Consider the following 22293-nt stretch of genomic DNA (forward strand, 5'->3'; position numbering starts at 1 on the left):
TCTCATGGTCGGATGGCGTCGATCGCGCGGTAGATCCGTTTCTCGCTCACCGGCCGGGCGGTGCCGAGTTGCTGGGCCCACAGGCTGACCCGCAGTTCCTCGATCTGGCGTGCGATATCGCGGATGTCGTCGGCGGCGGCGCGAATAGGTGACAGCGCGCTGACGAGCTGGTCGAGCGCGTCTTGCACGTCGTGCACCCGCTGCATCCGCTCGCGGTCCGCCCCGACCGAATGCGGTAGTCGGTCCAACCGCCGGCTGATGGCGGTCAGGTAACGAGCGAGGTCGACCAGCCGGCCGGCCCCGGTGGCGGTGACGAAGCCCTTCGGCATGAGCCTGTCGAGCTGGTCGCGAATGTCGGCGATCGCGTCGGCCTGCGTGGGTGGCGGCGCGCTGGGCAACGCGAGATCGACGTCGTGGGCTGTGGCGAGCACCTTCTCGACCTGGCCCAGGATCGCCTGGGTCGTCGGCATCAATTGTTGGGCGAGGAGATCTCGCAGTGCGGTGAACTCGGATCGCGTCCACACCGGTGCCGGTGCGAGTCTGTCGGCGGCCGCGTCGGCGCAGTCGTCGAGCAGCGCCGCAAGCGACCCGTCGGGGTTCGCGCCCAGTACCAGCCGGGTGCGTGGGTCCAGGGCTCGCTCAAGGTTCTTCGTGGGCGACGGCACGGTCAGGCGCAGCAGCCGGCGGGTTCCCGGCACCATCGCAGCTGCCTGTTCGGCCGCTGTCGGGAACACGCGAACGTCGACCGCGGCGCCCGTATCGACCAGTGCAGGGAAGCCGCGCACGGCATGCCCGCCGTTGGAGCGTTCGACGGTGCGGGGCAGCTCGTCGAGGTCGTCGGGCCACGCGCGCAGGCCCGTTCGTTCCAGCTCGCCTGCGACCGCCTCGGCGACGGCCCGCCGGATCGGCACAGCGAGCTCTGACTGCAACGCCTCGAGATCCTTTCCGCGCGCGACCTCCTTGCCGTCGGACTCGACGGCGAAAGTGACCCTCAGGTGCGCAGGCAGCTTGTCGAGGTCGAACGCGTCGATCGGCACGAGGATGCGGGTCAGGCGGTGCAGTTCACGCTGAAGCGCCTGCAGTATCGGTTCACCGTCGGGCGCGATCGAGGCGAGCACGGCGCGCGCGGTATCGGGTGCCGGAACGAAGTTGCGGCGCAAGTCCTTTGGCAGCGACTTGATCAGTGCGGTGACGAGCTCCTCGCGCAGAGCCGGTACCTGCCAGCTGAATTCGTCACCGCCGAGGCGGGCCAGCACCTCGACGGGTACGTGCACCGTCACGCCGTCGTCCTCGGCTCCCGGTTCGAACCGGTAGGTCAGCGGCAGGGAAAGGTTCTCGGCGCGCCACGCGTCCGGCTGCTCCACGACGGCGCCGTCCTTGCGCAGCAGATCGTCCCGCGTCAGCGTGAGCAGGTCAGGAGTCTTGTGTCGCTGCTTTTTCCACCACCCATCGAAGTGGCGCGCCGAAACGACGTCGGCGGGGATTCGCGCGTCGTAAAAGGCATAGATCTCTTCGTCCCCGACGAGCAGATCACGGCGGCGCCCACGCTCCTCCATCTCCGCGAGTTCCTCACGCAACGCGGCGTTATCGCGCAAGAAGTGGTGGCGAGTCTGCCAGTCGCCCTCGACGAGCGCGTGCCGGATGAAGAGCTCGCGGGCCAGCTGTGGGTCGAACTGCGCGTACCCGACACGACGGCCGACCACGAGTGGCAGGCCGTACAACATCACCCGTTCGAAGGCCATGACCTCGCCGCGGCGGGCACCCCAGTGCGGCTCGCTATAACTGCGCATGACAAGGTCGCCCGCGATTCGTTCGATGTCCTCCGGCTGAACCCGTGCCGCGACGCGCCCGTACAGCCTGCTGGTCTCGACGAGGTCCGCGACGACGATCCACCGGGGCGGGCGCTTCGTGAGCACCGAACCGGGGGCGAGAACGAATTTCACGTTGCGCGCGCCCTGAAAGTCACGGGACTCGCCCTCGCGCAATCCAATATGAGACAACAAACCGGCGACCAGCGCCGCGTGCACGCGGGCGGGATCGGCGGGCTCGTGGTCGTCGGACTCTCTGATGCCGAGGTCACGGGCGATGCTGCGCAGCTGCCCGGTGAGGTCCTGCCATTCGCGGATGCGTAGGTAGTGCAGGAACTCCTCGCGGCACATCCGGCGAAACGCGTTGCCCGAACGTTCCTTTCGCTGCTCACCCAGATAGCGCCACAGATTCAGATAGGAGACGAAATCCGAATGCTCGTCGGCAAACCTTGCATGCTTCTGGCGCGCGGCCTCTTCGCGGTCGGTCGGCCGTTCGCGCGGGTCGGGGATCGACAACGCGGCGGCCAGCACGAGGATTTCCCGCACGCAGTCCTCTTCGTCGGCCTGCAGAATCATCCGGCCGAGTCGTGGATCGACGGGCAGTTGCGCAAGGCGACGGCCGATGTCGGTGATGACGCCGTCGGTGTCGAAGGCGCCGAGTTCCTGTAGCAGCACGACGCCGTCGCGGATGCTGCGTCGCTCGGGTGGATCAAGAAACCCGAATGTCTCTATATCGCCGAGGTTCAGCGCCGCCATTTGAAGGATCACTGCCGCCAGATTGGTCCGCAGGATCTCCGGATCCGTGTAGCGAGGCCGCGAGGTGAAGTCGTCTTCGGAGTACAGGCGAATGCACACACCCGGGGCGGTGCGGCCCGACCGGCCCGCCCGTTGAGCGGCGGACGCTTGCGAGATCGGCTCGATCGGCAGCCGCTGCACCTTGGTCCTGCGGCTGTAGCGCGAGATGCGGGCGGTGCCGGGATCGACGACGTAGCGGATGCCGGGCACCGTCAGCGATGTCTCCGCGACGTTGGTGGCCAACACGATTCGTCGGCTGGCGCCGCTGGGCTGGAAGACCCGCTGCTGTTCGGCGGTCGGCAGGCGGGCGTAGAGCGGCAGCACCTCGGTGTTCTTGAGGTGACGCAAAGCCTCTGCGGTGTCACGGATCTCGCGCTCCCCCGACAGGAACACCAGGACATCACCGGGCGGTTCGGCCTCCAGCTCCTGCACGGCGTCGACGATCGCCTCGGTCGGATCGCGTACTTCCGTGCGGACCACCTCGTGATCGGGATCGTCGGGATCATCGGAGCCGCCCCGGCGGCGACATCCGGCTTCGGCATCGTCGGCCGCGACAGGGACTTCGAGCGGCCGGTACCGAATCTCGACCGGATACGTCCGACCCGACACCTCGACAATCGGGGCGCCATTGAAGTGCCCCGCGAACCGCTCAGGCTCGATCGTCGCGGACGTGACGATCACCTTGAGGTCGGGCCGCCGCGGCAGCAACTCGCGCAGGTAGCCGAGAAGGAAGTCGATGTTGAGGCTGCGCTCGTGGGCCTCGTCGAGGATGAGCGTGTCGTAGCGCAGCAGTCGCCGATCGCGCTGGACCTCGGCGAGCAGGATGCCGTCGGTCATCAGCTTCACCAGAGTGCGGTCACTGGCCTGATCGGTGAATCGCACGGTGTAGCCGACTGCCTCACCAAGCGGCGTGCCCAACTCGTCGGCGATGCGCTGGCCGACCGTGCGCGCGGCAAGGCGACGCGGCTGCGTGTGGCCGATCGTGCCGCGGATACCGCGACCGAGCTCGAGGCAGATCTTGGGCAGCTGCGTCGTCTTGCCGGAGCCCGTCTCCCCGGCGACGATGACAACCTGATTGTCTGCGATGGCCTTGGCGATCTCGTCGCGGCGCTCACTGACCGGAAGATCGGGATAGGTGATCGTCGGAACGGCGGCCAGTCGGGTGGCGATCAGCCCCTCGGCCTTCGCGATCTGCGAAGCAATGTCGCGAAGCTTGTCGGGCCCGGCGCCGCGAAGATTCTTGAGGCGACGGCCGAGGCGGGCCGCGTCGCGGATTGTCAGGCCGTCGAGGCGGGTGCGGAGCTGCGCGGCTGACCCGTCGGGCATGGATCAGGGCTTGTCGGGCGACCAGTAGGCCAGCATCTCGGCGAACGTCGCGAACGCCGGCGTGGAGACCCCGTAGGTCGCCTCGAGGTGAATGCTGAGGGGGAAGCCGAGCTCGCCGACTCCGTCGATCACCCGCTTGTACAAGTCGACCATCAGCTTGCGCTTCTCGGCCGGCTCGGTCGCGGCCAGTTGTTTGACGAACTCCTGCTCGCCGGCGACGGCGGCGTTGCCCCGATCCTGGATCAGCCAGTTGATGAGGCCGACGTTGGTCTCCACCTTCGGCACGAAGCCGAACGACAGCAGGATCTCGGGACGGTGGTCGGTTTCGGCGGCGAAGTTACGGAGGAAGCCGACGATCGCATCGGAATACAACAGCTGGGTCATGCCGTACGTGGCGCCCTGGTCGCATTTGAAGTTGAAGCGGCCGTGCTCGCCCTCGCGGGTCGGGATCAGGATCACGCCGCGGTTGGGCACCAGGTCGTCGTAGATCGACAGCGCATCGGTGGGAGCGACGCCGGAGCCCTCGCCGTCGCTCATGGTGCGCGGAACGCCGACGAAAGCGATGCCGTCGAACCCCGCCGAACTCAGATCGGTCAGCCGCTGCCGCAGCGCCGACTTGTCCAGGAAGGCCGTGACCTGGGTGCAGAGGCCGTTGATACCGGCCAGCTCGGGCCGGATCTGGTTCCAGAAGTCAAGGACGTCCATCTTCGGCTTCATCTCGATCGGCCGGTCGTCGTCCTCTTCGATCATCCCCGGGATCATGACGTGCCGGATCCGGCCAGCCAGCCCCGCCTCCGCCGAGCATCTCAGCACCTTCTGCGCTTCCTCGAGCGCCCGCTCATGACCGTCCTCGACGTTCGGCGCAACGAGCTCGAGCGCGATCGTGTTGAGCGTCACCGAACTGCTCCCCTAATCCCAAGTGAAACGTCCCTCGGCGGGCGGGTCGGCGATGACCACGCACGCATTTGCCGGGGCCCTCACCTTACAGACCGGGCCTGTGGCTCTCCGTAGTCTGGGTGGCGTGAGCATCGCACCCGACCTGGACGACCGCTTCGCACGAGCGTTGCCCGAGCTGGCTGTCCCCTGGCAGGCCGAGGCTGCCCCCGAACCGCGTCTCCTTGTTCTCAACGAGCCGCTGGCCACCGAACTCGGTATCGATCCAGGGTGGCTGCGTGGCCCCGAAGGCGTGCGCTTTCTCACCGGCAACCTGGTGCCCGAGGGTGCGGTACCCGTGGCCCAGGCCTATGCCGGGCACCAGTTCGGCGGCTACGTTCCGCGTCTGGGCGACGGCCGAGCGCTGTTGCTGGGCGAACTCGCGACCGCCGAAGGGGGCCTTCGCGACCTTCACCTCAAGGGTTCTGGACGGACGCCGTTCGCCCGCGGTGGCGACGGCCTCGCGGCGGTCGGGCCGATGCTTCGCGAATACATCATCAGCGAAGCCATGCACGCACTTGCCATCCCGACCACACGGTCGCTGGCGGTGGTCGCTACGGGGCGCACTGTGCAACGGGAGACGCCCCTGCCGGGCGCCGTGCTGGCCCGTATCGCGAGCAGCCACCTGCGGGTCGGCACGTTCCAGTACGTGGCGGCCGGTGGCGATGTCGACGTGCTGCGGCGGCTGGCCGATTACGCCATCGCCCGGCATTACCCCGACGCGGCCAAGGCCGCGAATCGCTATCTCGCGCTGTTCGACGCCGTGGGTTCCGCGCAGGCGGCGCTGATCGCGCAGTGGATGCTCGTCGGGTTCGTGCACGGCGTGATGAACACCGACAACATGACGATCGCGGGCGAGACCATCGACTACGGGCCGTGCGCCTTCATGGAGGCCTACGACCCCGAGGCGGTGTTCAGCTCGATCGACTCGTGGGGCCGCTACGCCTACGGCGCCCAGCCGTCGATCGCCGGCTGGAATCTCGCCAGATTCGCCGAGACGCTGCTGCCGCTGATCGCCGACGACCAGGACCGGGCGGTGGAACTCGCCCAGGAGAGCCTGACCGGATTCGGCGCACAGCTCCAGTTGGCGCTTTCCTCAGGCATGCGCGCGAAGCTCGGGCTGGCCGACGGGCCGGCCGAGGACGTGGCGACATCGTTGATGAACGACGCGCTCGCGCTGCTCGCGGAAAGCCACGTCGACTTCACGTCGTTCTTCCGCAACCTCGGCCAAGCCGCCCGCGGCGAGACCGAGCCGGCGCGCGGGATGTTCATGAACCTCAACGGGTTTGACGAATGGCTCAGCCGATGGCGCGCGCTGAATCCAGACGCTGAGCGCATGGACCGCGCCAACCCCGTCTACATTCCGCGAAACCACCTTGTCGAGGAGAGCCTGGAGGCGGCGACGGGAGGCGATCTGGCACCCCTGGAAAAGCTACTGGAAGCCATCGGCGCCCCGTATGACGAACGTGACGGCCTGCAGCGCTATGCCGAACCCGCACCCGAGGACTTCGGGAAGTACCGGACCTTCTGCGGAACGTGACCTACGCCCTGATCGCGGCGAGGATCTCCTCGGTGGTGACCACGGCGGCGTAGTTGGGCATGTTCACCGCTAGCGCGGCGTGCATCTCGGCATCCGAATAGCTTGCGGTCGCATCTGCCACCACGGTGACGTCGTAGCCGAGTTCGGCGCCGTAGCGGACCGTGGCCTCCACACAGGTGTGAGTGATCAGGCCGACCACGATCAGTCGGTGGATGCCGTGCTTCTTCAGCAACAGATCCAGATCTGTATTGGCGAAACCGCTTGAACACCAATGCTCTTGAGCGACGATGTCGCCATCGCGCGGCTCGAACTCGGGCCGCAACTGCCCGCCCCACGTGCCGAACTCGAACGTTCGGCGCTGCCAGGCCGCCCGTTGGATCGGGGCGACGTAGGTCCACGTCTCGTAGTCTCCGGGCCGGTAGCGATGGTGCAGTGCGTAGAAGACGCGGACACCGGCACCGCGGGCCGCGTCGAGAACCTCGGCCATGTGCGGAATGCAGTCGTTGGCCTCCGCAACGCCTTTCAGCCGATCCCACACCTTGCCGCCTTCGGAGATGAAGTCGTTGTAGGGGTCGATCACCACGAGGCCGGTGATGTCTTTGTCAAACGTCATGCCGGCATTATCGCCCTACGCGATATCCGGCTCGAGCACCGCGAGATGCCCGCCCTCCGATGCCAGGTGGCCGAGCGCGAACCGCAGCCGCTTGCGCCCGCGGGACACCCTGGACATAACGGTGCCGATCGGAATGTCCATCAGCACCGCGGTCTCGGCGTAGGTGTAGTCAAGTACGTCGGCGTAGTAGATCGCCGTCCGCGATCCCTCGGGCAGCGTCGCCATGGCCGACTTGATCTCGTGGTTCGGCATCGAGTCCAAGAAGTCCGCCTCGGCGGAGCGCGGCGCGTCGGCCAGCCGCCGGGCAGCGTCGAAGCCACCCCACTCGGCGGTCTCGTCGATGGGGACCTCGGCGGGTCGACGCTGTTTCGTCCGGTATCCGCTGATCCACCGATTGTGCAGAATCCGGAAGAGCCACGCCTTGAAATTGCTGCCGTCGGAGAAGGTGTGGAATCCCGCGTATGCGTGCATCAAGGCGTCTTGCAGCAGATCCTCGGCATCCGCGTCGGAACGGGTCAGCCGGCGCGCACCCCGGGACAACATCTCGAGGAGGGGTTCCACTTCGCACGTGAAGCGCGCTGCGAGATCGGTTTCGGACTCGGGCGAACTGGTGACTACCTTCATGATGACCCTCCAGGTGCTCGGCTTGGACGTGGCACGACTCTTGGTAATGAGCCTCGCGCCCGCCGCCGGGAAGCGGACCCTTGCAAATCCGTAGTCGACAATCCGTAGTCCGTAGTCGGGGAGTCCTCAGACGGCCGAGGCGGGCACCGTACGGAAGCTGATCGCCAGCCGGTTGTAGGCGTTCATCATGCTGATCGCGATGGTCAGGTCCACGAGTTCCTTCTCGTCGAAGTGCTGCGACACCGCTTCGAACTCGTTGTTGGGAACCCCCGTGGTCGACACATGGGTCACCGTCTCCGCCCAGGCGAGTGCGGCCTTCTCCCGCGCGTCGAACAGCTGTCCCGCTTCGTGCCACGCCGGGATCAGGGCGATCTTCTCGTTGGACACCCCGAGCTCGCGCAACTCGCGGGAGTGCATGTCGATGCAGTAGGCGCAGCCGTTGATCAGCGACACCCGCAGGTACACCGCAGCCAGGAGCTCCGGCGCCAGTCCCGATTGGTTGATATAGACATGTGCGCCCGCAAGGACTTTCACGCCACGGGGTGCGATTTCTTGGTAATTGATTCTTTGTGTCATGCCTTTAGCCTGGCACCCGCGCAGGCGCAGCGAGCCCTGGAAAATCCGTAGTCTTCTAGCTGGCCCACGACATGGTGCGCAGCTGTCTGCGCGAGCTGATGTCGAGCTTGACGAACACCTTCCGCAGGTGCCATTCGACGGTGTGGGTGCTGATGAACAGCTGGGCGCCGATCTCCTGGTTCGTCATACCGTCACCAGCCAGCCGGGCGATCTGGGCCTCCTGGGCGGTGAGCTCGCCTCCCGAGCTGACCGGCTGCTTGCGCACCTTCTCGCCGGTGGCGATCAGTTCGCGGCGGGCACGATCCGCGAACGCCGCCGCGCCCATCTTGATGAACATGTCGTGGGCGTCGTTGAGTTGAGTGCGGGCATCGACACGCCTGTTCATGCGTCGTAGCCATTCCCCGTAACACAGCCGGGCGCGGGCCAGGTGTACGACGACGCTCGTGCGGCCCAAGCGTTCGATGGCTTCGGCGAACAGCGCATCGGCGTGGTCGTCGTCTGCGAGCATCGCCTGAGCGCACGCTATGGCGCCTTGGCCCCAATTGGTTTCACTTGGGCCGGTGCGCTCTTCGAGACGGCGCAGCGCCGACGCCGCGGCTTGCTTGTCACCGCTGCGCGTTGCGGCTTCGACCATTTCGTAGAGAGACCAATTGTAGAACCCGAAGTCCTCGTACTCACATGCCTTACGCGCGGCGGCGAGCGCCTCTTCGTATCTGCCGAGTCCGTTGTGGAGCACGGCGTTCGCATAGCCGGTAAGGCCGAGCAGGCGTCCTTCACCGGTCGCGGTCGCGTCTGCCGCCGCCGCTTCGATCAGCGGAAGTGACTGCGCCGGATCGCCGCGCCATACCGTCAGCAGCAGCGTGTGATAGTGGACGGGCGCATGGTGAGCCGTCGCCGCGGTGATCGAGTCGGCCTCCTCGATCAACGTTGCCGCCGTTGCGAATTCACCGGCCAGCAGGTGGGCACCCGCACGGTAGACCAGCGCGCGCGGGAGCGCCGCCAGCGCGCCGGCGTCGCGCGCCTGCCGCACCGCGGCCGTGGACAGATCGACCACGACCTCGTCGTCCCACAGTTCATGCGCGGCGGACTCCTGCAGGATCGGGAACGCCGGAACTGTCAACCAGCGCCCGACGGAGCTGTCACCGGACTGCGCTTGCTCACGCATCCGGTCCAACGCGATGCGCAGCGACTCGCTGCCTCCCCCTACGCCGCCGGTGATCCGTTCGGCGATTCCCTTGAGCAGGTGGTCAACCGCGCGCGGCAGCTCGCGCTGTTCGCCGATGGCGACCTTCGCGGCCACGGCCACATCAGACAGCTCGTCGGGTTCACTGAGCCGGCCGGCATACATCACCGCCGCGAGCGCCTCCAGATAGCTCTCGCGGGCGGCGTAGTCGTCGAGGCCCTCGAGCCGTCCGGCGGTCTCGAGTAGGCCTGGCGCGGTATCGCTGAGCCGGGGTGCCCCGGTGCCGCCGCCGCGGCTGCGGACGAACTCCATCTGGGCGCGTAGCCGTGCCACCTGCGCACGTTGGAGCTCGGACAACGGGACCATCTCGGCGATCGCCAGCAGTTCGTGCGCGGCCTCAGGTGCCGCTGCATCTCGTTTGGCGTGTGCCGCCGCCAGAGCCCTGGCGCCGCGCTGCCCGGGATCCGCTGTCAGTGCGGCGGCGCGTTCTAGAAACGTCGCCGCCGCGGCGATGCCGCCCCTGCTCTGGGCGCGGCCCGCCGACGCCTCCAGCTCCGCGGCCACTGCGTCGTCGGGTCCGGCCGCGGCGTATGCGGCATGCCACGCCCGTCGGTCCGGGTCAGAGTCGGGATCGGTCGCTTCGGCCAACGCCCGGTGAACGGCCCTGCGCTCGGCGAGGTCGGCGGCACGGTAGGCGGCCGAACGCACCAGCGGATGACGAAATCGCATGCGCGGGCCGAACTCGACCATCCCGGCGGATTCGGCAGGCCCCAAGGCGTCCACGGGAATCCCCAAACGTGCTGCCACCCGAAGGAACAGCGCGGCATCCCCGACAGGTTCGGCCGCCGCCACGAGCAACAGCCGTTGCGTGTCGGCAGGCAGCGCCTCGATCCGTTGGACGTACTTCGCTTCGAGCGCGCCCGCCGAGGAGGCCGTGCCCGAGATCCAGAATCCGCCTGCGAGTTCGGTGGCTGGCACGTTACGCGGCACCTCGACCAAGGCCAGCGGGATGCCGCGCGTCTCGGCCACGATGCGATCCCGCACTCGCGGGTCGATGCCCCCGACCATCACCGACTCCAACAGACCTCGCGCATCACTGTCCGACAGCCCGCCGATCATCAACTCCGGAAGCCCCGCCAGCACGTCCGGGTTGTCCCGCACCCCGAAGACCATGGCTACCGGTTCGGCCATCAGGCGCCGCGCGACGAAACCGAGCGTCTGCACCGATACCTGGTCGAGCCACTGGGCGTCGTCGATGACGCACAGCAGGGGTTGGACGTCGGCGGCCGCGGCCATCAGGCTCAGCACCGCCAGCCCGACGAGGAACCGGTCCGGTGTCGGCCCGACGCCTCGGCCGAACGCAACGTTCAGGGCGTCGCGCTGCGGTTCGGGCAGCTCGTGGAGATGTTTCAGCAGCGGCGCGCACAGCTGCTGCAGGCCGGCGTAGGCGAGTTCCATATCGGACTCGACCCCTGCCACCTGGATGGTGCGGAACGCTTGCAGGGACCCCGCGAACGAAGCCTGCTCGAGGGTGTACGCGAGCAGTGCGGTCTTGCCGACACCGGCCTCGCCACGGAGCACGAGCACTGCGCAGCTGCCCGACTGAACAGTCGAAATCAGGCCCCGTAGCGTCTCGCATTCGCTTACGCGCCCGCGAAGACCTTGCCCCCCATGCTGTTCCGCCATTGACACCGCCGCAATTGTTTGCCGCAGCCTACCGCAGGCGGCTATCCGTCGATGAACGTCACCGTCTCGTCGAGGGACGCCCGACCGTTGTCGACGAAACTCACGTCTCGGTCCTCATAGCCGATCGACATTCCGCAGAACAGCATGAGTTCCGGCGGCGGCGAGGTGACCGCGTCGACCGACTTGCGCACCTGCGACCACGCCATCTGAGGGCAGCTGTGCAGCCCTTCGGCACGCAGCAGCAGCATTACGGTCTGCAGATACATGCCGACGTCAGACCATTGCGGCAGGCCGAGGTCGCGGTCGATGTAGCAGAACAGTGCCACCGGTGCGCCGAAACAATCCCAGTTCCCGATGGCGGCCCGCGTCCTCGCCTCCCAATCATCGCGCGCGACGCCCAGTGCGGTGTAGCGGTCCCTGCCGAACGCCGCTCGGCGGTCGCCGTACGGGGACTTCAGCTGGGCCGGATACATCACGTACTCGCGCTCGTCCCACAGATCGCCGTTGGCCACGCGCTCGGTGGCGACCTTCTTGAGCTGCGCCAGCGGTTCGCCGGTCACCACGTAGATGTTCCACGGCTGGATGTTCGATCCGGATGGGGACCTTGCGGCCGTGGACAACACGCGCTCGATCACCTCACGGGATACGGGTTCGTCGGCGAAGCCGCGCACCGCCCGTCGGGTCGCGACCGCCTCGTAGACGTCCATGGCTAGGCCGTGGCGGCCGCTTCGAGGATCCACTCCTCGAGGCGGGTGTCGAACAGGGTGGCCCCGTCTGCGGGGACCAGCGTCCGTTCGTTGAGTTCGATACCCCAGTAGCGCGCCTCGGGATCGGCGATGACCTCGCGGCTGTCACCGCGTGCGGACAGCGAGATCCTGATGGCGTCCGGGAGCAGAAACGCTTCTGGCCCTCCGATTTCGACGATTCCGTTCACCGGTTCATTCAGCGCGGTCATGGCGACGCCTTTCGCGACATCGGCACCGGCCATCGGCTGGAAGAGTGCCGGCGGCATCCGCACCGTGTCACCTTCGGTCGCCGAATCGGCGAGGGTCTTGATGAACTCGAAGAACTGCGTCGCGTGGACGATGGAGAACGGGGTCGAGCCTTCGCTGATGAGCTGCTCCTGCAACAGCTTTGCCTGGAAGTACCCGGACTGCGGGGCCAGCCGATCGGTTCCCACCACCGACAGCGCGACGTGATGTCCAACGCCGGCGTCCTTCTCGGCGGTGAGCAGGTTCGTGGTCGCCGTGCGGAAAAATTCCACTGCGGCGTCGTCGAGCGTCGGCGAGTTCGACACGTCGACGACAACCGAGGCGCCGGCGAGGACCTCTGCCAGACCCTCACCGGTGTACGTGTTCACGCCGGTCGACGGGGCGGCGGCCACGACGTCATGGCCGCGCTCCTCCAGAGCGTGCACCAGCTTGGACCCGATCATGCCGGTGCCTCCGATGACGACGATTCTCATGATGCGCCTTCCTGTTGGTCTAATCCCTTCACTGGGTATGACCGGGGAGGCGTGGCTTTTGTGACAACCGGGGTGTGACAGCCGGCTCACCACACGAGCGGCGCCAGATGTTTCCTGGCGTAGGCGGCCACCGCGTCCTGGTCTGTGACATCCAGCACCGGTGAGCTGACCTGGACCAGGGAGGCGGCCAGCCGGATGTGCAGTTCGGCCGCCGCAAGCAGGTCGTCATCGGGCATCGTCGCGCCCGCCGCACGCAGCGCCCTGGCCATGGCCGTGGCGGCACTGATCAGAAATATCCTGGCCTCGTCGAACATTCCGGTCACCGCGGTGAAGTCGCCGTCCAACTGCAGAAACCTGCGCATCACCGGTTCACCGGTGAGCAGCCGGATGCCTTCGCGGAATGCGGCAACGGCGGCTTCGGCCGGACCGCGGTCGATCGCGACCGTCTGTAGCCGCGCCATCGCGAAATCGAAGGTCTTCCTGCCTAATTCGGTGACGAGTGCCTCACGGCTTGGAAATCGCCGGTACAGGGTGCTCCGGCTGACACCGGCTTGCCGCGCGATCACTTCCATGCTCAGCCGGCCGACGCCGACGAGCGCCACCTCCTCGGCGGCGGCCTTCAGAATCGCGGCCTCCTGCTGGGTGGGGCTGGCGTTGGTGCGGCGCATGCAATCACTCAGCGGGCCGGGCAGCCGGCCGGCGGCGCAAAGGAGTCCAGTGCGACGGATCGATGTACATGCACGAGCTCCTCGTATTCGATTCGATTGCGCGCCAACGGGATCAGCAGCAGTTTGTCGGGAAGCACCCGCCACGCCAACTGCAGCACACGGCAATACAGTGCGAACTCGAGGTCGTGGCGCGACTCCCATCGGAAGCCGGTCAGGTCACGGATCCCCGGGTGCAGGATGCCGAAGGAGCACACCTTCAGGACGTGGCCCGCCACGGGTCGAAGTACCAGCCACGGCGGTGTCAGCAGCCGGCGTAGCGGCGCGGGCAGCACCAGCGTCGGCAGTGGCAGCCGGGTCAGGTCCAAGGTGACTCGCTGCAGGAATGCGTTGGCCTGCAGTTCGTTTGTCACCATCGACTCGTAGTAGTCCTCGGCCTCGGCATAGGTCGCGGGCAGCTTGGCGCTCTTGCCAGGCAGCTCGAGCGCCGAGAAGGCTTCGAGCAGTTGTGCGTAGGCGAGTTCACGCTCGGCATCGGTTAGCACGATCCCGGTGCACGGCGTGAAGGAGTTGAGCACGACGAACATTCCACTGACCGCGATCCAGTTCCACAGTTTCGGATCGAGCGCGCTGTATCTCACGTCGGCGAAGTCACCGATGCCCCGACCGCGGACCTCCCTGTGCATCGTCTTGAGCCGGTCGGCCTCGGCGACCTTGTCTGTGGCGTCACCCCAGATCGCGAGAAGGGCCGAAAAGCCGCTGCGCACACCACGATCGGCGAAGTTGGCGGCAAAGCGACCGGTCTTGTCCACCGCCGCCGCCACCGGCACCAGGGCGACTTCGTCGAAGGCGGCTGCCCCGAAGAAGCCGCCGAGCGTGCTCCCGCTGTGCTTGCGGAACTCGACGAGAACCTTCGGCCGTACTGATTCGGTGTCGTGCGTCGAGGAAGTCTCTACAGGTGCGACCATCTCGCCCTCCGATGCATCGATTGACACAAAGACTATCCATTTGTGTCAACATGTCAATGACCGTCAGGACTCCAGAATCATCACCGTGACGTCGGGCGGAGCACCGATCCGAACCGGAGGACCCCAGAACCCCGCGCCCCGGGTGACGTACAACTGGGTGTCGTCCACGTTCGACAGGCCGGCAATGGACGGCTGCACCATCCCGACGATGTAGTGGAACGGCCACATCTGGCCGCCGTGCGTGTGACCGGACAGCTGCAGATCCACCCCGCGTGCGGCGGCCTCGGAGACCAGCACCGGTTGGTGGGCGAGCAGCACCGTCGGACGCGAGAGGTCGACCCCTGCCAGGGCGCGGTCGAAGTCGGGCGGGTCGTCACGTTGCTCGCCGGCGATGTCGTTGACGCCGACGAGATCGAATGCCGCGCCGCCACGCCGGATCGCCGTGTTCTCGTTGCGCAGCGGCCGGATGCCGAGGCGCTCCAGTTCGGACAGCCACGAGGCGGTGTCGTCGACGTAGTACTCGTGGTTGCCGGTGACGAAGAACGTTCCCTCGGGTGCGGACAGGTCGCCCAACGGTGCGGCCGCCGCGCCGAGTTCGGAGACGGTGCCGTCCACCAGATCGCCGACGATCGCCACCAGGTCCGGGTCCGCGGCATTGATGGTATTGACGATCTGCTCCGTATGCGCCCGGCCGGCCAAGGGCCCCAGATGGATGTCGGACACCACGGCGATGCGGAATCCGCGCAGGGCCGGGTCAAGCCGACGCAGGCGCACCGGAACCTGCAGCAGGTCGGGCGGCCCGAGCGCGGTCCCGGCGCCGATCCCGACCAGGCCGAGCGAAGCGGCCCCGGCGGCGACCGCACTGGTTCGCGCGATGAACATCCGGCGGTTGAGCGTCGATGCGACAGGCGCGTCCGGCGTGTCCGGGGGCTCACCCTTGATCCAGCGCCGCAGCGCAAGTCGCACCGGCTCCAGGACGAGCAGCGTCAGGAACAGATAGGTCAGCAGGCCGAACCACAGGTAACCCGGCCACGCGTACCAGCTCGACTCCGGTACATCGAAGAACCGCGGCACGACGAGCGTCGCAACCAGCAGCAGCGCGAGCGCGATGAGCACGGCCGTGAGGATGCGTCTCGTTCGCCCCGGCCCAGTGGTGTCCTTGACCAGCCGCTTCCACAGATAGACGTTCATCAACGCCAGCACCGAGCTGAGCACAACGATGAACATTCCTGCCAGCTTATGCAGCGCGGTCGGGCCGTCCCCGTGAGACAAGAATGGAAGGGGTCCGCGGATCCCTTCCCTTTTCAACGTATAACGCACATGGGGGCTTGCGGCAAGGCCCCGGTCATGCCGCACAATCTTCCGCCTAGGCTCTAGGCACCGGATTTGGGGGCATGTGTCGACTCAGGACTACGACGACGAGCTGCGCTCCGAGCAGAGCTACGTCGACGGGCTGTACACGCGGCTGGACGCTGAACGCGCCCGGGTGAGGGCCCGGTACCGCACTGCGCTCGGCGCCGACATCGACCGTATGGACGGCGGCACGCTCGTGGCCCGCGACAGCGAGGTGCGTGCGCTGGCCAAACAGGCCACACGGCTGGACGTCGCCGACGACGGACTGTGCTTCGGCCGGCTGGACAGCGTCACCGGCCACCGTTCGTACATCGGACGGATCGGGATCCTGGACAAGGACGACGAATACGAACCACTGCTGCTCGACTGGCGGGCGCCCGCGGCTCGCGCGTTCTACGTCGCGACGGCCGCGACGCCGGAGAACATGCGTCTGCGTCGCCAGTTCCATACCCGTGGACGACGGATCGTCGACTTCACCGACGAGGTCCTCGGCCGTCCCACCGGTGAGGAACGCGGAGATGCCGCACTGCTGGCCGCGGTCAACGCGCCGCGCGGCGACGGTATGCGCGACATCGTCGCCACGATCCAGGCCGAGCAGGACGACATCATCCGACTCGACCACCCCGGGGTGCTGGTGATCGAGGGCGGACCCGGCACCGGGAAGACCGTGGTGGCGTTGCACCGCGTCGCCTATCTGCTCTACACGCAGCGCAAGCGCATCGAACGCCACGGCGTCCTCGTGATCGGTCCTAACCCGGCGTTCCTGGACCACATCGGCCGCGTGCTGCCGTCGCTGGGCGAGTCCGACGTCGTGTTCATGACCATCGGAGACCTCGTACCCGGGCTGCGCGTCACCGCCGAGGATGCCGACGAGACCGCACGGGTCAAGGGCTCCAGAAAAATGCTCGACGTGCTCGCGGCCGCGATCGCGGATCGGCAACGGCTGCCGAAAGATCCGCTGCCGATCGAGCTGGCCGACGTCACCGTGCGCATCGACGCGGAGACCGCGGAGTGGGCCCGCGAGGAGGCCCGCACGAGTGGCAAGCCGCACAACGACGCTCGCCAGGTGTTCACCGAGATCATCACCTACGTCCTCACCGAACGCGCGATCGCCAGAATCGGCAGGGGCTGGCTGACCCGGGAGGACCGCGATGCGTGGGAGCAGCTGCGGACGACTCTGATCGACGAGCTCGGCGACAACGCGGTGTTCAGCGCCGCGCTCGACGCGCTCTGGCCGATCCTGACACCGCAGGGCCTGCTGGCCGAGTTGTACTCCTCACCGGAACGGCTGCGCGCCGCACAGGCCGACGAGGCGCTGTATCGCGTCGACGGCAGCGCGTGGACCGTCTCGGATGTACCGCTGCTCGACGAGCTCGTCGACCTGCTGGGCCGTGACAAAGTGGCCGACGCCGCCGCCGAGCGAGAACGGAAAGCGGAGACCGCGTTCGCGGCAGGCGTGCTGGACAACATGATCGGCCGCGAGGATCTGATGGACGACGAAGACCACCTCCTCGCCCAAGACCTGCTCTACGCCGAGGATCTGGCGGAGCGCTTCACCGAACGCGACACCCGAGAACTCGTCGAACGTGCTGCCACAGATCGGGATTGGACCTACCGGCACGTCGTCGTCGACGAGGCTCAGGAGCTGTCCGAAATGGATTGGCGGGTGCTGATGCGGCGCTGCCCGAGCCGGTCTTTCACCGTGGTCGGTGATCTGGCCCAGCGCCGATCGGCAGCCGGGGCGACGTCCTGGGACACGATGCTCGAACCCTATGTGCCCGGCCGGTGGGTCTACCGGTCCCTGTCGGTGAACTACCGCACGCCCGCGGAGATCATGACCGTCGCGGCCGCATTGCTCGCGGAGTTCGCGCCCGATATCCGCCCGCCGGATTCGGTGCGCGCGTGCGGTGTGATGCCGTGGGCGCGGCACGTCACCGATGACGAATTATCCGCAGCCATCGAAGAATTCGTCGACGATGAAGCGCAGCGCGACGGCACCAGTGTGGTCATCGGGCCGCCGGACGTCCCGGGTGCGGTGCGGCCGTCAGACACGAAGGGCCTTGAGTTCGACGCCGTCCTGGTGGTCGATCCGGACCGGATCATGGCCGCCGGACCGCGCGGCGCGGCCGAGTTGTACGTCGCGCTGACCCGTGCCACCCAACGGCTGGGAGTCCTGCATCGCGGTCGGTTGCCGACCGCGCTGAGCGGACTCGCCTGAGCCTCCTACTTCCCGCTACTTCCAGGCGAAGACGGGTTGTTCGAGCTCGTCGACCGGGTCGTGGCGACCCTCGAGGCACAGCCACCGTAGTTGCAGCAGTACCGCCCCGGTGGGCGCGTGGATCAGGTCGTTGCCGAGTGGGATCTGCACGACGGGGCGCGGGCTCTCGGGGATGGTGATGAATCGCGGCGAGTCGTCGCGCTGTAGTTGATGCAGGCCGACACGGTAGACCGCCACCACCTCGTCGGGTGCGGGCTCCAGGTCGAGCCGTCCGCCGCCCCAGATGACCACCGGGGTGATCACGTAGCCGGACCGGGTCGGGTAGTCGTCAAGTAGACCCAAGACAGCCGAGTGGGGCAACGTGACGCCCACCTCCTCGTCGAGTTCACGCAGCGCGGCGTCGACGGCATCTTCGCCCGGGTCGAGCCGGCCACCGGGCAGGGCCCACTGGGCGGGGTGCGACGAGAGGCGTGATGTCCTGCGGCACAGCAGAAAGGCGGCGCCGCCTGAGACGTCGATCATCCGGCCGTCGAGGCCGGCCTCCGGCATCAGCCGGCCGGCGATCCAGTCGTCGACAGGCGCGGGATCCACCCGATCCTCTCCGAGCTCGGAATCGACCAGGACCACTGCGACCGCGGCGTGGCGCTTCGTCGGATCGGCCATGGCACGGCGTTGGTGTCCGGCGAGCTGAGCGCGGACCCGTTCCCGTAGCGCGTCGTCGTAGGTGACCGTCACCGCTCGACCCTATGAAGGGCACGCGGACGGGACTCCCTCGGCACAGTAAATATGTATGTGCTATGCATATATGCGTGCCGCATTCGCGTTACGACCATCTCGACGAACTGCTGACCCGCCTTCATGTTGCGCGTCAGCGACCGAGTTGGCGGCGCAGACTTCTCGACGGGAACACGGTCGCGAACGTTTCGACGCTGCGTGTGCTGCGCGCGGTCGAGCGCGTTCAGCAGACCGGCGACGGTGCCTCCATCAGCGACGTCGCGGAGGACATGGCCGTCGAACATTCGACAGCCAGCCGAACCGTTGGTGCTGTTGTCGCCGCAGGCCTCCTGACGAAGGAATACGCCAGCGACGACCAACGCCGCTGCGTGTTGGTGCTGACCGACGTGGGCCGCAAAGCGCTCGCCACGGTGACCGACCGCCGCCGCGAACTGGTCGCCGAGACCATCGCCGACTGGCCCGACGCCGACATCGACACCCTGGTCGCCCTGTTGGAGCGACTGACTGAACGATTCGAGTTCTCGGTGGGCCGATGACGGCAGAGGCCACCGCACCGCCGCGGCCCCGCAGCGCACTCGGGTTGATGTTCGACCCGGTCTTCGGTGCGCTGTTCTGGGGCAAAATGTTCGCCGTCGTGGCCGTATGGACGCACGGCATCGTCGCGGCGATCGTGATGTACGACGCGACGCATTCGGCGCTGATGGTCGGCATGGTCGGCGTCGTGCAGTTCGGACCTCAGCTCCTGCTGAGCCCGACCAGCGGTAAATGGGCCGACACCGGCAATCCGGCCCGCCAGATCCTGCTCGGCCGGGTGCTGTGTGTCGCCGGTTCAGGTTTGGCGGCGGTGTGGCTGTTCGCCGACCCGGACCTGCGGGGCATGGCGATTGCGATCCCCGTGCTCATCGGATCCCTGCTCGTAGGCTTCGGCTTCGTGGTGGGCGGCCCGGCGATGCAGTCGATCGTGCCGAATCTCATTCGCGACGGTGAACTCTCCACCGCCATGGCGCTCAACAGCATGCCGATGACCGTCGGCCGCATCGTCGGACCCGCAACCGGTGCCTACCTGGCCGCCCACCTCGGTTCGGCCTCGGGCTTCGCCGTCAGCGCCGCCCTGCACCTCGTGTTCGCGATCTTCCTGATCGTGGTGACCTTCCCGTCGCCTCCCGAACGGCGCTTGGGCACCGACTTCCGGGTCCGCACCGCGGTCAAGTACGTGTGGCGGGACCGTCCACTGCTGCTCGCGCTGATCGCGGTGACGACGGTCGGCATCGCATCGGACCCGTCGATCACGCTGACCCCGTCGATGGCCGACGAACTCGGCGGCGGCACGCACCTGGTCGGGTTGTTGTCCGCGAGCTTCGGCATCGGCGCCGCCGTGGGGATGACGGCGCTGGCCATCATGGGTGGCCGGATGGCCTCCGCGCGCGTCTCGTCGATCGGGTTGGTAGGTCTGGCCGCCGGCTGCGCACTGCTGACGATCGGAACGACGGCCACGGTGGCCATGGCCGGATTCGTGCTGTCGGGTCTGGGTTTCGGCTGGGCCATGACGGGGCTCAGCACGGTCGTCCAGGAGCGCGCGCCCGAAGAGTTGCGTGGCCGGATCATGGCGCTGTGGCTGGTCGGGTTCGTCGGCTCACGACCGATCGCCGCCGTACTGCTCGGCGGGACGGCCGATCTGGTCAACGTGCAGGCCGCGTTCGCGGTCGCCGCGGTGCTGACCGCGGTCGTGGCACTGTGGTGCCGACCGTCGAATCTGGCGGGCCCGCTGCCTACCCGGATCTGACGCCGCATGCTGACCGGAGTCTCGGAGACGGCGCTGCTGACGCTCAACGGGAGGGCGCACCAAGCCCGGCATCCGGACGCCATCATCGATGACCCGATGGCCATTCGGATCGTCGATGCGATCGACTTCGACTTCGACAAGTTCGGCCGACGCAAGGGCCAGGAGATGGCCCTGCGGTCACTCGCCTTCGACCGGGCCGCGATCCAATACCTGACCCTGCATCCCGCGGCAACCGTCGTCGCGCTCGCCGAAGGCCTGCAAACGAGCTTCTGGCGCCTCAGTAGTGCACTGCCGGACTACGAATTCCGCTGGGTCACTGTCGATTTCCCACCGATCATCGACCTTCGCCACCAGCTGCTGCCCCCATCTGAGCGAGTCACCAACCTCGCGCAGTCGGCACTGGACTACTCCTGGATGGACGCCGTGGACTCGAGCAATGGTGTCTTCATCACCGCGGAAGGGCTACTCATGTATCTGCAGCCCGACGAGGCGATGGGCCTGATCACCGAGTGCGTCAGGCGCTTTCCGGGTGGTCAGATGATCTTCGACCTGCCGCCGGTGCTGGTGAAAAAGCTCGCGCCGAAGGGCATGCGGGCCTCAAGGCAGTACCGCGTTCCACCGATGCCGTTCAGTCTGTCCGCCAATCAACTGGCCGACCTGGCCAATACCGTGCCCGGTATCCAGGCCGTCCACGATCTGCCCATGCCCGAGGGCAGAGGCTTTGTGTTCAAGACATTGTTTCCGGCCTTTTGGCAGTGGCGGCTGACCAGACAGATCCGCGGCGCCTACACGCTGCTGGAGTTCGGCTGACGCGGTAAGGCAGGCTGGTCCCCGAGATGGCCACCGCCCTGCTTGACGATCCCAGCGATCTTTCCGCGCTGCGCGCAAGAGGCACCGACCCCGACGCACTGTTCGCTTCGTTCGCGGAGTGGGCCGAGGCGCAGGGCACGGTGCTCTACCCGGCGCAGGAGGAAGCGCTGATCGAGTTGGTCAGCGGTGCGAACGTGGTGCTGGCGACGCCGACCGGTTCGGGCAAGTCGCTGGTCGCCACCGGGGCGCTGTATGCGGCGCTGGCCGCAGAACAGCGCAGCTATTACACCGCCCCGATCAAGGCGTTGGTGAGCGAGAAGTTCTTCGCGCTGTGCGAGGTGTTCGGCCCGGCCAATGTCGGCATGCTCACCGGCGATGCCGCGGTCAACGCCGGTGCACCGATCATCACCTGCACCGCGGAAGTGCTGGCCAACATCTCGTTGCGAGAAGGTGCTTCTGCCGACATTGGCCTGGTGGTGATGGACGAGTTCCACTTCTACGGAGATCCCGACCGTGGCTGGGCCTGGCAGGTTCCACTGCTGGAGTTGCCGAGGGCCCAATTCCTGCTGATGTCAGCCACACTCGGCGATGTCACGTTCCTGCGCGAGGATCTGACGCGCCGCACCGGCAGGCCGACGGCACTGATCGCCAACGCGGTACGCCCGGTGCCACTGCACCACTACTACGCGACCACACCGATGCACGAGACGATCGCCGACCTGCTGGAGACCAAGCAGGCCCCGATCTACGTCGTCCACTTCACCCAGGCCTCGGCGCTGGAGCGCGCGCAGGCGCTGATGAGTGTCAACGTGTGCACCAAGGACGAGAAGAAGGCAATCGCCGAACTGATCGGCGGGTTCCGGTTCTCGTCGGCGTTCGGGACGACGCTGTCGCGATTGGTCCGGCATGGGATAGGGGTCCACCACGCCGGGATGCTGCCGAAGTACCGGCGCCTGGTGGAACAGCTCGCCCAGGCGGGTCTACTCAAAATCATCTGCGGCACCGACACTCTCGGCGTCGGCATCAACGTGCCGATCAGAACTGTGGTCTTCTCCGCATTGTCGAAGTACGACGGCACACGCACCCGGCTGCTCAATGCGCGCGAGTTTCATCAGATCGCCGGCCGGGCGGGACGGGCGGCAACAACCCGACCAGGTGCGTGCCGCCGCCGAGTTCGTCGGCCATCGACGGGGTCAGCGTGATCGACGGGTC

The 22293-nt window shown here is 67.1% G+C and carries 17 protein-coding genes and 1 pseudogene; 6 read left to right on the plus strand and 12 right to left on the minus strand.

All coding sequences use genetic code 11. The annotated features are described in order from the left end of the window. Positions 1-2: 2 nt before the first annotated feature. Positions 3-3929 (minus strand): ATP-dependent RNA helicase HrpA, encoded by a 3927-nt coding sequence (gene hrpA / locus CSQ99_RS04470; RefSeq protein WP_099037828.1) that lies wholly within the window; start codon positions 3927-3929, stop codon positions 3-5. Positions 3930-3932: 3 nt separating this feature from the next. Beyond that, positions 3933-4826, minus strand: a complete 894-nt coding sequence (locus CSQ99_RS04475) for a mycobacterial-type methylenetetrahydrofolate reductase (protein ID WP_099037829.1) — start codon at positions 4824-4826, stop codon at positions 3933-3935. Positions 4827-4950: 124 nt separating this feature from the next. On the opposite strand from CSQ99_RS04475, the gene CSQ99_RS04480 reads away from it, so the two are divergent. Further along, positions 4951-6402 (plus strand): protein adenylyltransferase SelO, encoded by a 1452-nt coding sequence (locus tag CSQ99_RS04480; protein WP_099037830.1) that lies wholly within the window; start codon positions 4951-4953, stop codon positions 6400-6402. Between the two features lies 1 nt (position 6403). Here the strand turns inward: CSQ99_RS04480 and CSQ99_RS04485 are convergent, their stop codons facing one another. The 9 genes from CSQ99_RS04485 to CSQ99_RS04525 form a co-directional block, all read right to left on the minus strand. Then, the gene (locus CSQ99_RS04485; RefSeq protein WP_099037831.1) at positions 6404-7015 is read right to left on the minus strand and encodes a cysteine hydrolase family protein; all 612 of its coding nucleotides are present in this window, start codon (positions 7013-7015) and stop codon (positions 6404-6406) included. A 15-nt stretch (positions 7016-7030) separates the two neighbouring features. Next, positions 7031-7639, minus strand: a complete 609-nt coding sequence (locus CSQ99_RS04490) for a sigma-70 family RNA polymerase sigma factor (protein WP_099037832.1) — start codon at positions 7637-7639, stop codon at positions 7031-7033. A 126-nt stretch (positions 7640-7765) separates the two neighbouring features. Beyond that, positions 7766-8215, minus strand: coding sequence for a carboxymuconolactone decarboxylase family protein (locus tag CSQ99_RS04495; protein WP_099037833.1), 450 nt, complete (start codon positions 8213-8215; stop codon positions 7766-7768). A gap of 55 nt (positions 8216-8270) precedes the next feature. Further along, positions 8271-11084, minus strand: coding sequence for a helix-turn-helix transcriptional regulator (locus CSQ99_RS04500; RefSeq protein ID WP_099037834.1), 2814 nt, complete (start codon positions 11082-11084; stop codon positions 8271-8273). Positions 11085-11125: 41 nt separating this feature from the next. Continuing rightward, positions 11126-11791, minus strand: a complete 666-nt coding sequence (locus tag CSQ99_RS04505; RefSeq protein WP_099037835.1) for a nitroreductase — start codon at positions 11789-11791, stop codon at positions 11126-11128. Between the two features lie 2 nt (positions 11792-11793). Continuing rightward, positions 11794-12549 carry an SDR family oxidoreductase gene (locus CSQ99_RS04510; protein WP_099037836.1) on the minus strand — a complete coding sequence of 252 codons (756 nt, stop codon included), beginning with the start codon at positions 12547-12549 and terminating at the stop codon, positions 11794-11796. A gap of 86 nt (positions 12550-12635) precedes the next feature. Continuing rightward, positions 12636-13217, minus strand: coding sequence for a TetR/AcrR family transcriptional regulator (locus tag CSQ99_RS04515; RefSeq protein ID WP_099037837.1), 582 nt, complete (start codon positions 13215-13217; stop codon positions 12636-12638). A gap of 8 nt (positions 13218-13225) precedes the next feature. Next, positions 13226-14182, minus strand: coding sequence for an oxygenase MpaB family protein (locus CSQ99_RS04520; RefSeq protein ID WP_099037874.1), 957 nt, complete (start codon positions 14180-14182; stop codon positions 13226-13228). A gap of 63 nt (positions 14183-14245) precedes the next feature. Then, the gene (locus tag CSQ99_RS04525; RefSeq protein ID WP_099037838.1) at positions 14246-15409 is read right to left on the minus strand and encodes a metallophosphoesterase; all 1164 of its coding nucleotides are present in this window, start codon (positions 15407-15409) and stop codon (positions 14246-14248) included. Between the two features lie 169 nt (positions 15410-15578). Here CSQ99_RS04525 and helR point away from each other — a divergent pair, with 169 nt between their 5' ends. Next, the gene (gene helR / locus CSQ99_RS04530) at positions 15579-17753 is read left to right on the plus strand and encodes an RNA polymerase recycling motor ATPase HelR (protein ID WP_176560871.1); all 2175 of its coding nucleotides are present in this window, start codon (positions 15579-15581) and stop codon (positions 17751-17753) included. A gap of 15 nt (positions 17754-17768) precedes the next feature. On the opposite strand, the gene CSQ99_RS04535 is transcribed toward helR, so the two are convergent. Beyond that, positions 17769-18488: an NUDIX hydrolase gene (locus CSQ99_RS04535; RefSeq protein WP_099037839.1), complete on the minus strand. Its 720-nt coding sequence runs from the start codon at positions 18486-18488 to the stop codon at positions 17769-17771. 62 nt (positions 18489-18550) lie between these two features. Between CSQ99_RS04535 and CSQ99_RS04540 the strand changes: the two genes are divergently transcribed. The 4 genes and pseudogenes from CSQ99_RS04540 to CSQ99_RS04555 all read left to right on the plus strand — a co-directional run. Then, positions 18551-19024, plus strand: coding sequence for a MarR family winged helix-turn-helix transcriptional regulator (locus CSQ99_RS04540; protein ID WP_099037840.1), 474 nt, complete (start codon positions 18551-18553; stop codon positions 19022-19024). Next, a complete protein-coding gene (locus CSQ99_RS04545) occupies positions 19021-20271 on the plus strand; it encodes an MFS transporter (protein ID WP_099037841.1) in 1251 nt (416 codons plus the stop codon). Before CSQ99_RS04540 ends, CSQ99_RS04545 begins: the two co-directional genes overlap by 4 nt. A 6-nt stretch (positions 20272-20277) precedes the next feature. Then, complete coding sequence (locus tag CSQ99_RS04550) at positions 20278-21081, plus strand: class I SAM-dependent methyltransferase (protein ID WP_099037842.1); 804 nt, start codon at positions 20278-20280, stop codon at positions 21079-21081. A 26-nt stretch (positions 21082-21107) separates the two neighbouring features. Beyond that, positions 21108-22238 (plus strand): annotated as a pseudogene (locus CSQ99_RS04555) (DEAD/DEAH box helicase); the annotation flags it as partial. Positions 22239-22293: the final 55 nt, after the last annotated feature.

This window comes from Mycobacterium neglectum, from assembly GCF_002591975.1.
Taxonomy (GTDB): Bacteria; Actinomycetota; Actinomycetes; order Mycobacteriales; family Mycobacteriaceae; genus Mycobacterium; species Mycobacterium neglectum.

Excerpts from the sequence above, each read along its gene's own strand:
- hrpA (WP_099037828.1), bottom strand. The coding sequence starts at position 3,929 with ATGCCCGACGGGTCAGCCGCGCAGCTCCGCACCCGCCTCGACGGCCTG.
- CSQ99_RS04485 (WP_099037831.1), bottom strand. The coding sequence starts at position 7,015 with ATGACGTTTGACAAAGACATCACCGGCCTCGTGGTGATCGACCCCTAC.
- CSQ99_RS04490 (WP_099037832.1), bottom strand. The coding sequence starts at position 7,639 with ATGAAGGTAGTCACCAGTTCGCCCGAGTCCGAAACCGATCTCGCAGCG.
- CSQ99_RS04495 (WP_099037833.1), bottom strand. The coding sequence starts at position 8,215 with ATGACACAAAGAATCAATTACCAAGAAATCGCACCCCGTGGCGTGAAA.
- CSQ99_RS04500 (WP_099037834.1), bottom strand. The coding sequence starts at position 11,084 with ATGGCGGAACAGCATGGGGGGCAAGGTCTTCGCGGGCGCGTAAGCGAA.
- CSQ99_RS04505 (WP_099037835.1), bottom strand. The coding sequence starts at position 11,791 with ATGGACGTCTACGAGGCGGTCGCGACCCGACGGGCGGTGCGCGGCTTC.
- CSQ99_RS04510 (WP_099037836.1), bottom strand. The coding sequence starts at position 12,549 with ATGAGAATCGTCGTCATCGGAGGCACCGGCATGATCGGGTCCAAGCTG.
- CSQ99_RS04515 (WP_099037837.1), bottom strand. The coding sequence starts at position 13,217 with ATGCGCCGCACCAACGCCAGCCCCACCCAGCAGGAGGCCGCGATTCTG.
- CSQ99_RS04520 (WP_099037874.1), bottom strand. The coding sequence starts at position 14,182 with ATGGTCGCACCTGTAGAGACTTCCTCGACGCACGACACCGAATCAGTA.
- CSQ99_RS04525 (WP_099037838.1), bottom strand. The coding sequence starts at position 15,409 with ATGTTCATCGTTGTGCTCAGCTCGGTGCTGGCGTTGATGAACGTCTAT.
- CSQ99_RS04540 (WP_099037840.1), top strand. The coding sequence starts at position 18,551 with ATGCATATATGCGTGCCGCATTCGCGTTACGACCATCTCGACGAACTG.
- CSQ99_RS04545 (WP_099037841.1), top strand. The coding sequence starts at position 19,021 with ATGACGGCAGAGGCCACCGCACCGCCGCGGCCCCGCAGCGCACTCGGG.
- CSQ99_RS04550 (WP_099037842.1), top strand. The coding sequence starts at position 20,278 with ATGCTGACCGGAGTCTCGGAGACGGCGCTGCTGACGCTCAACGGGAGG.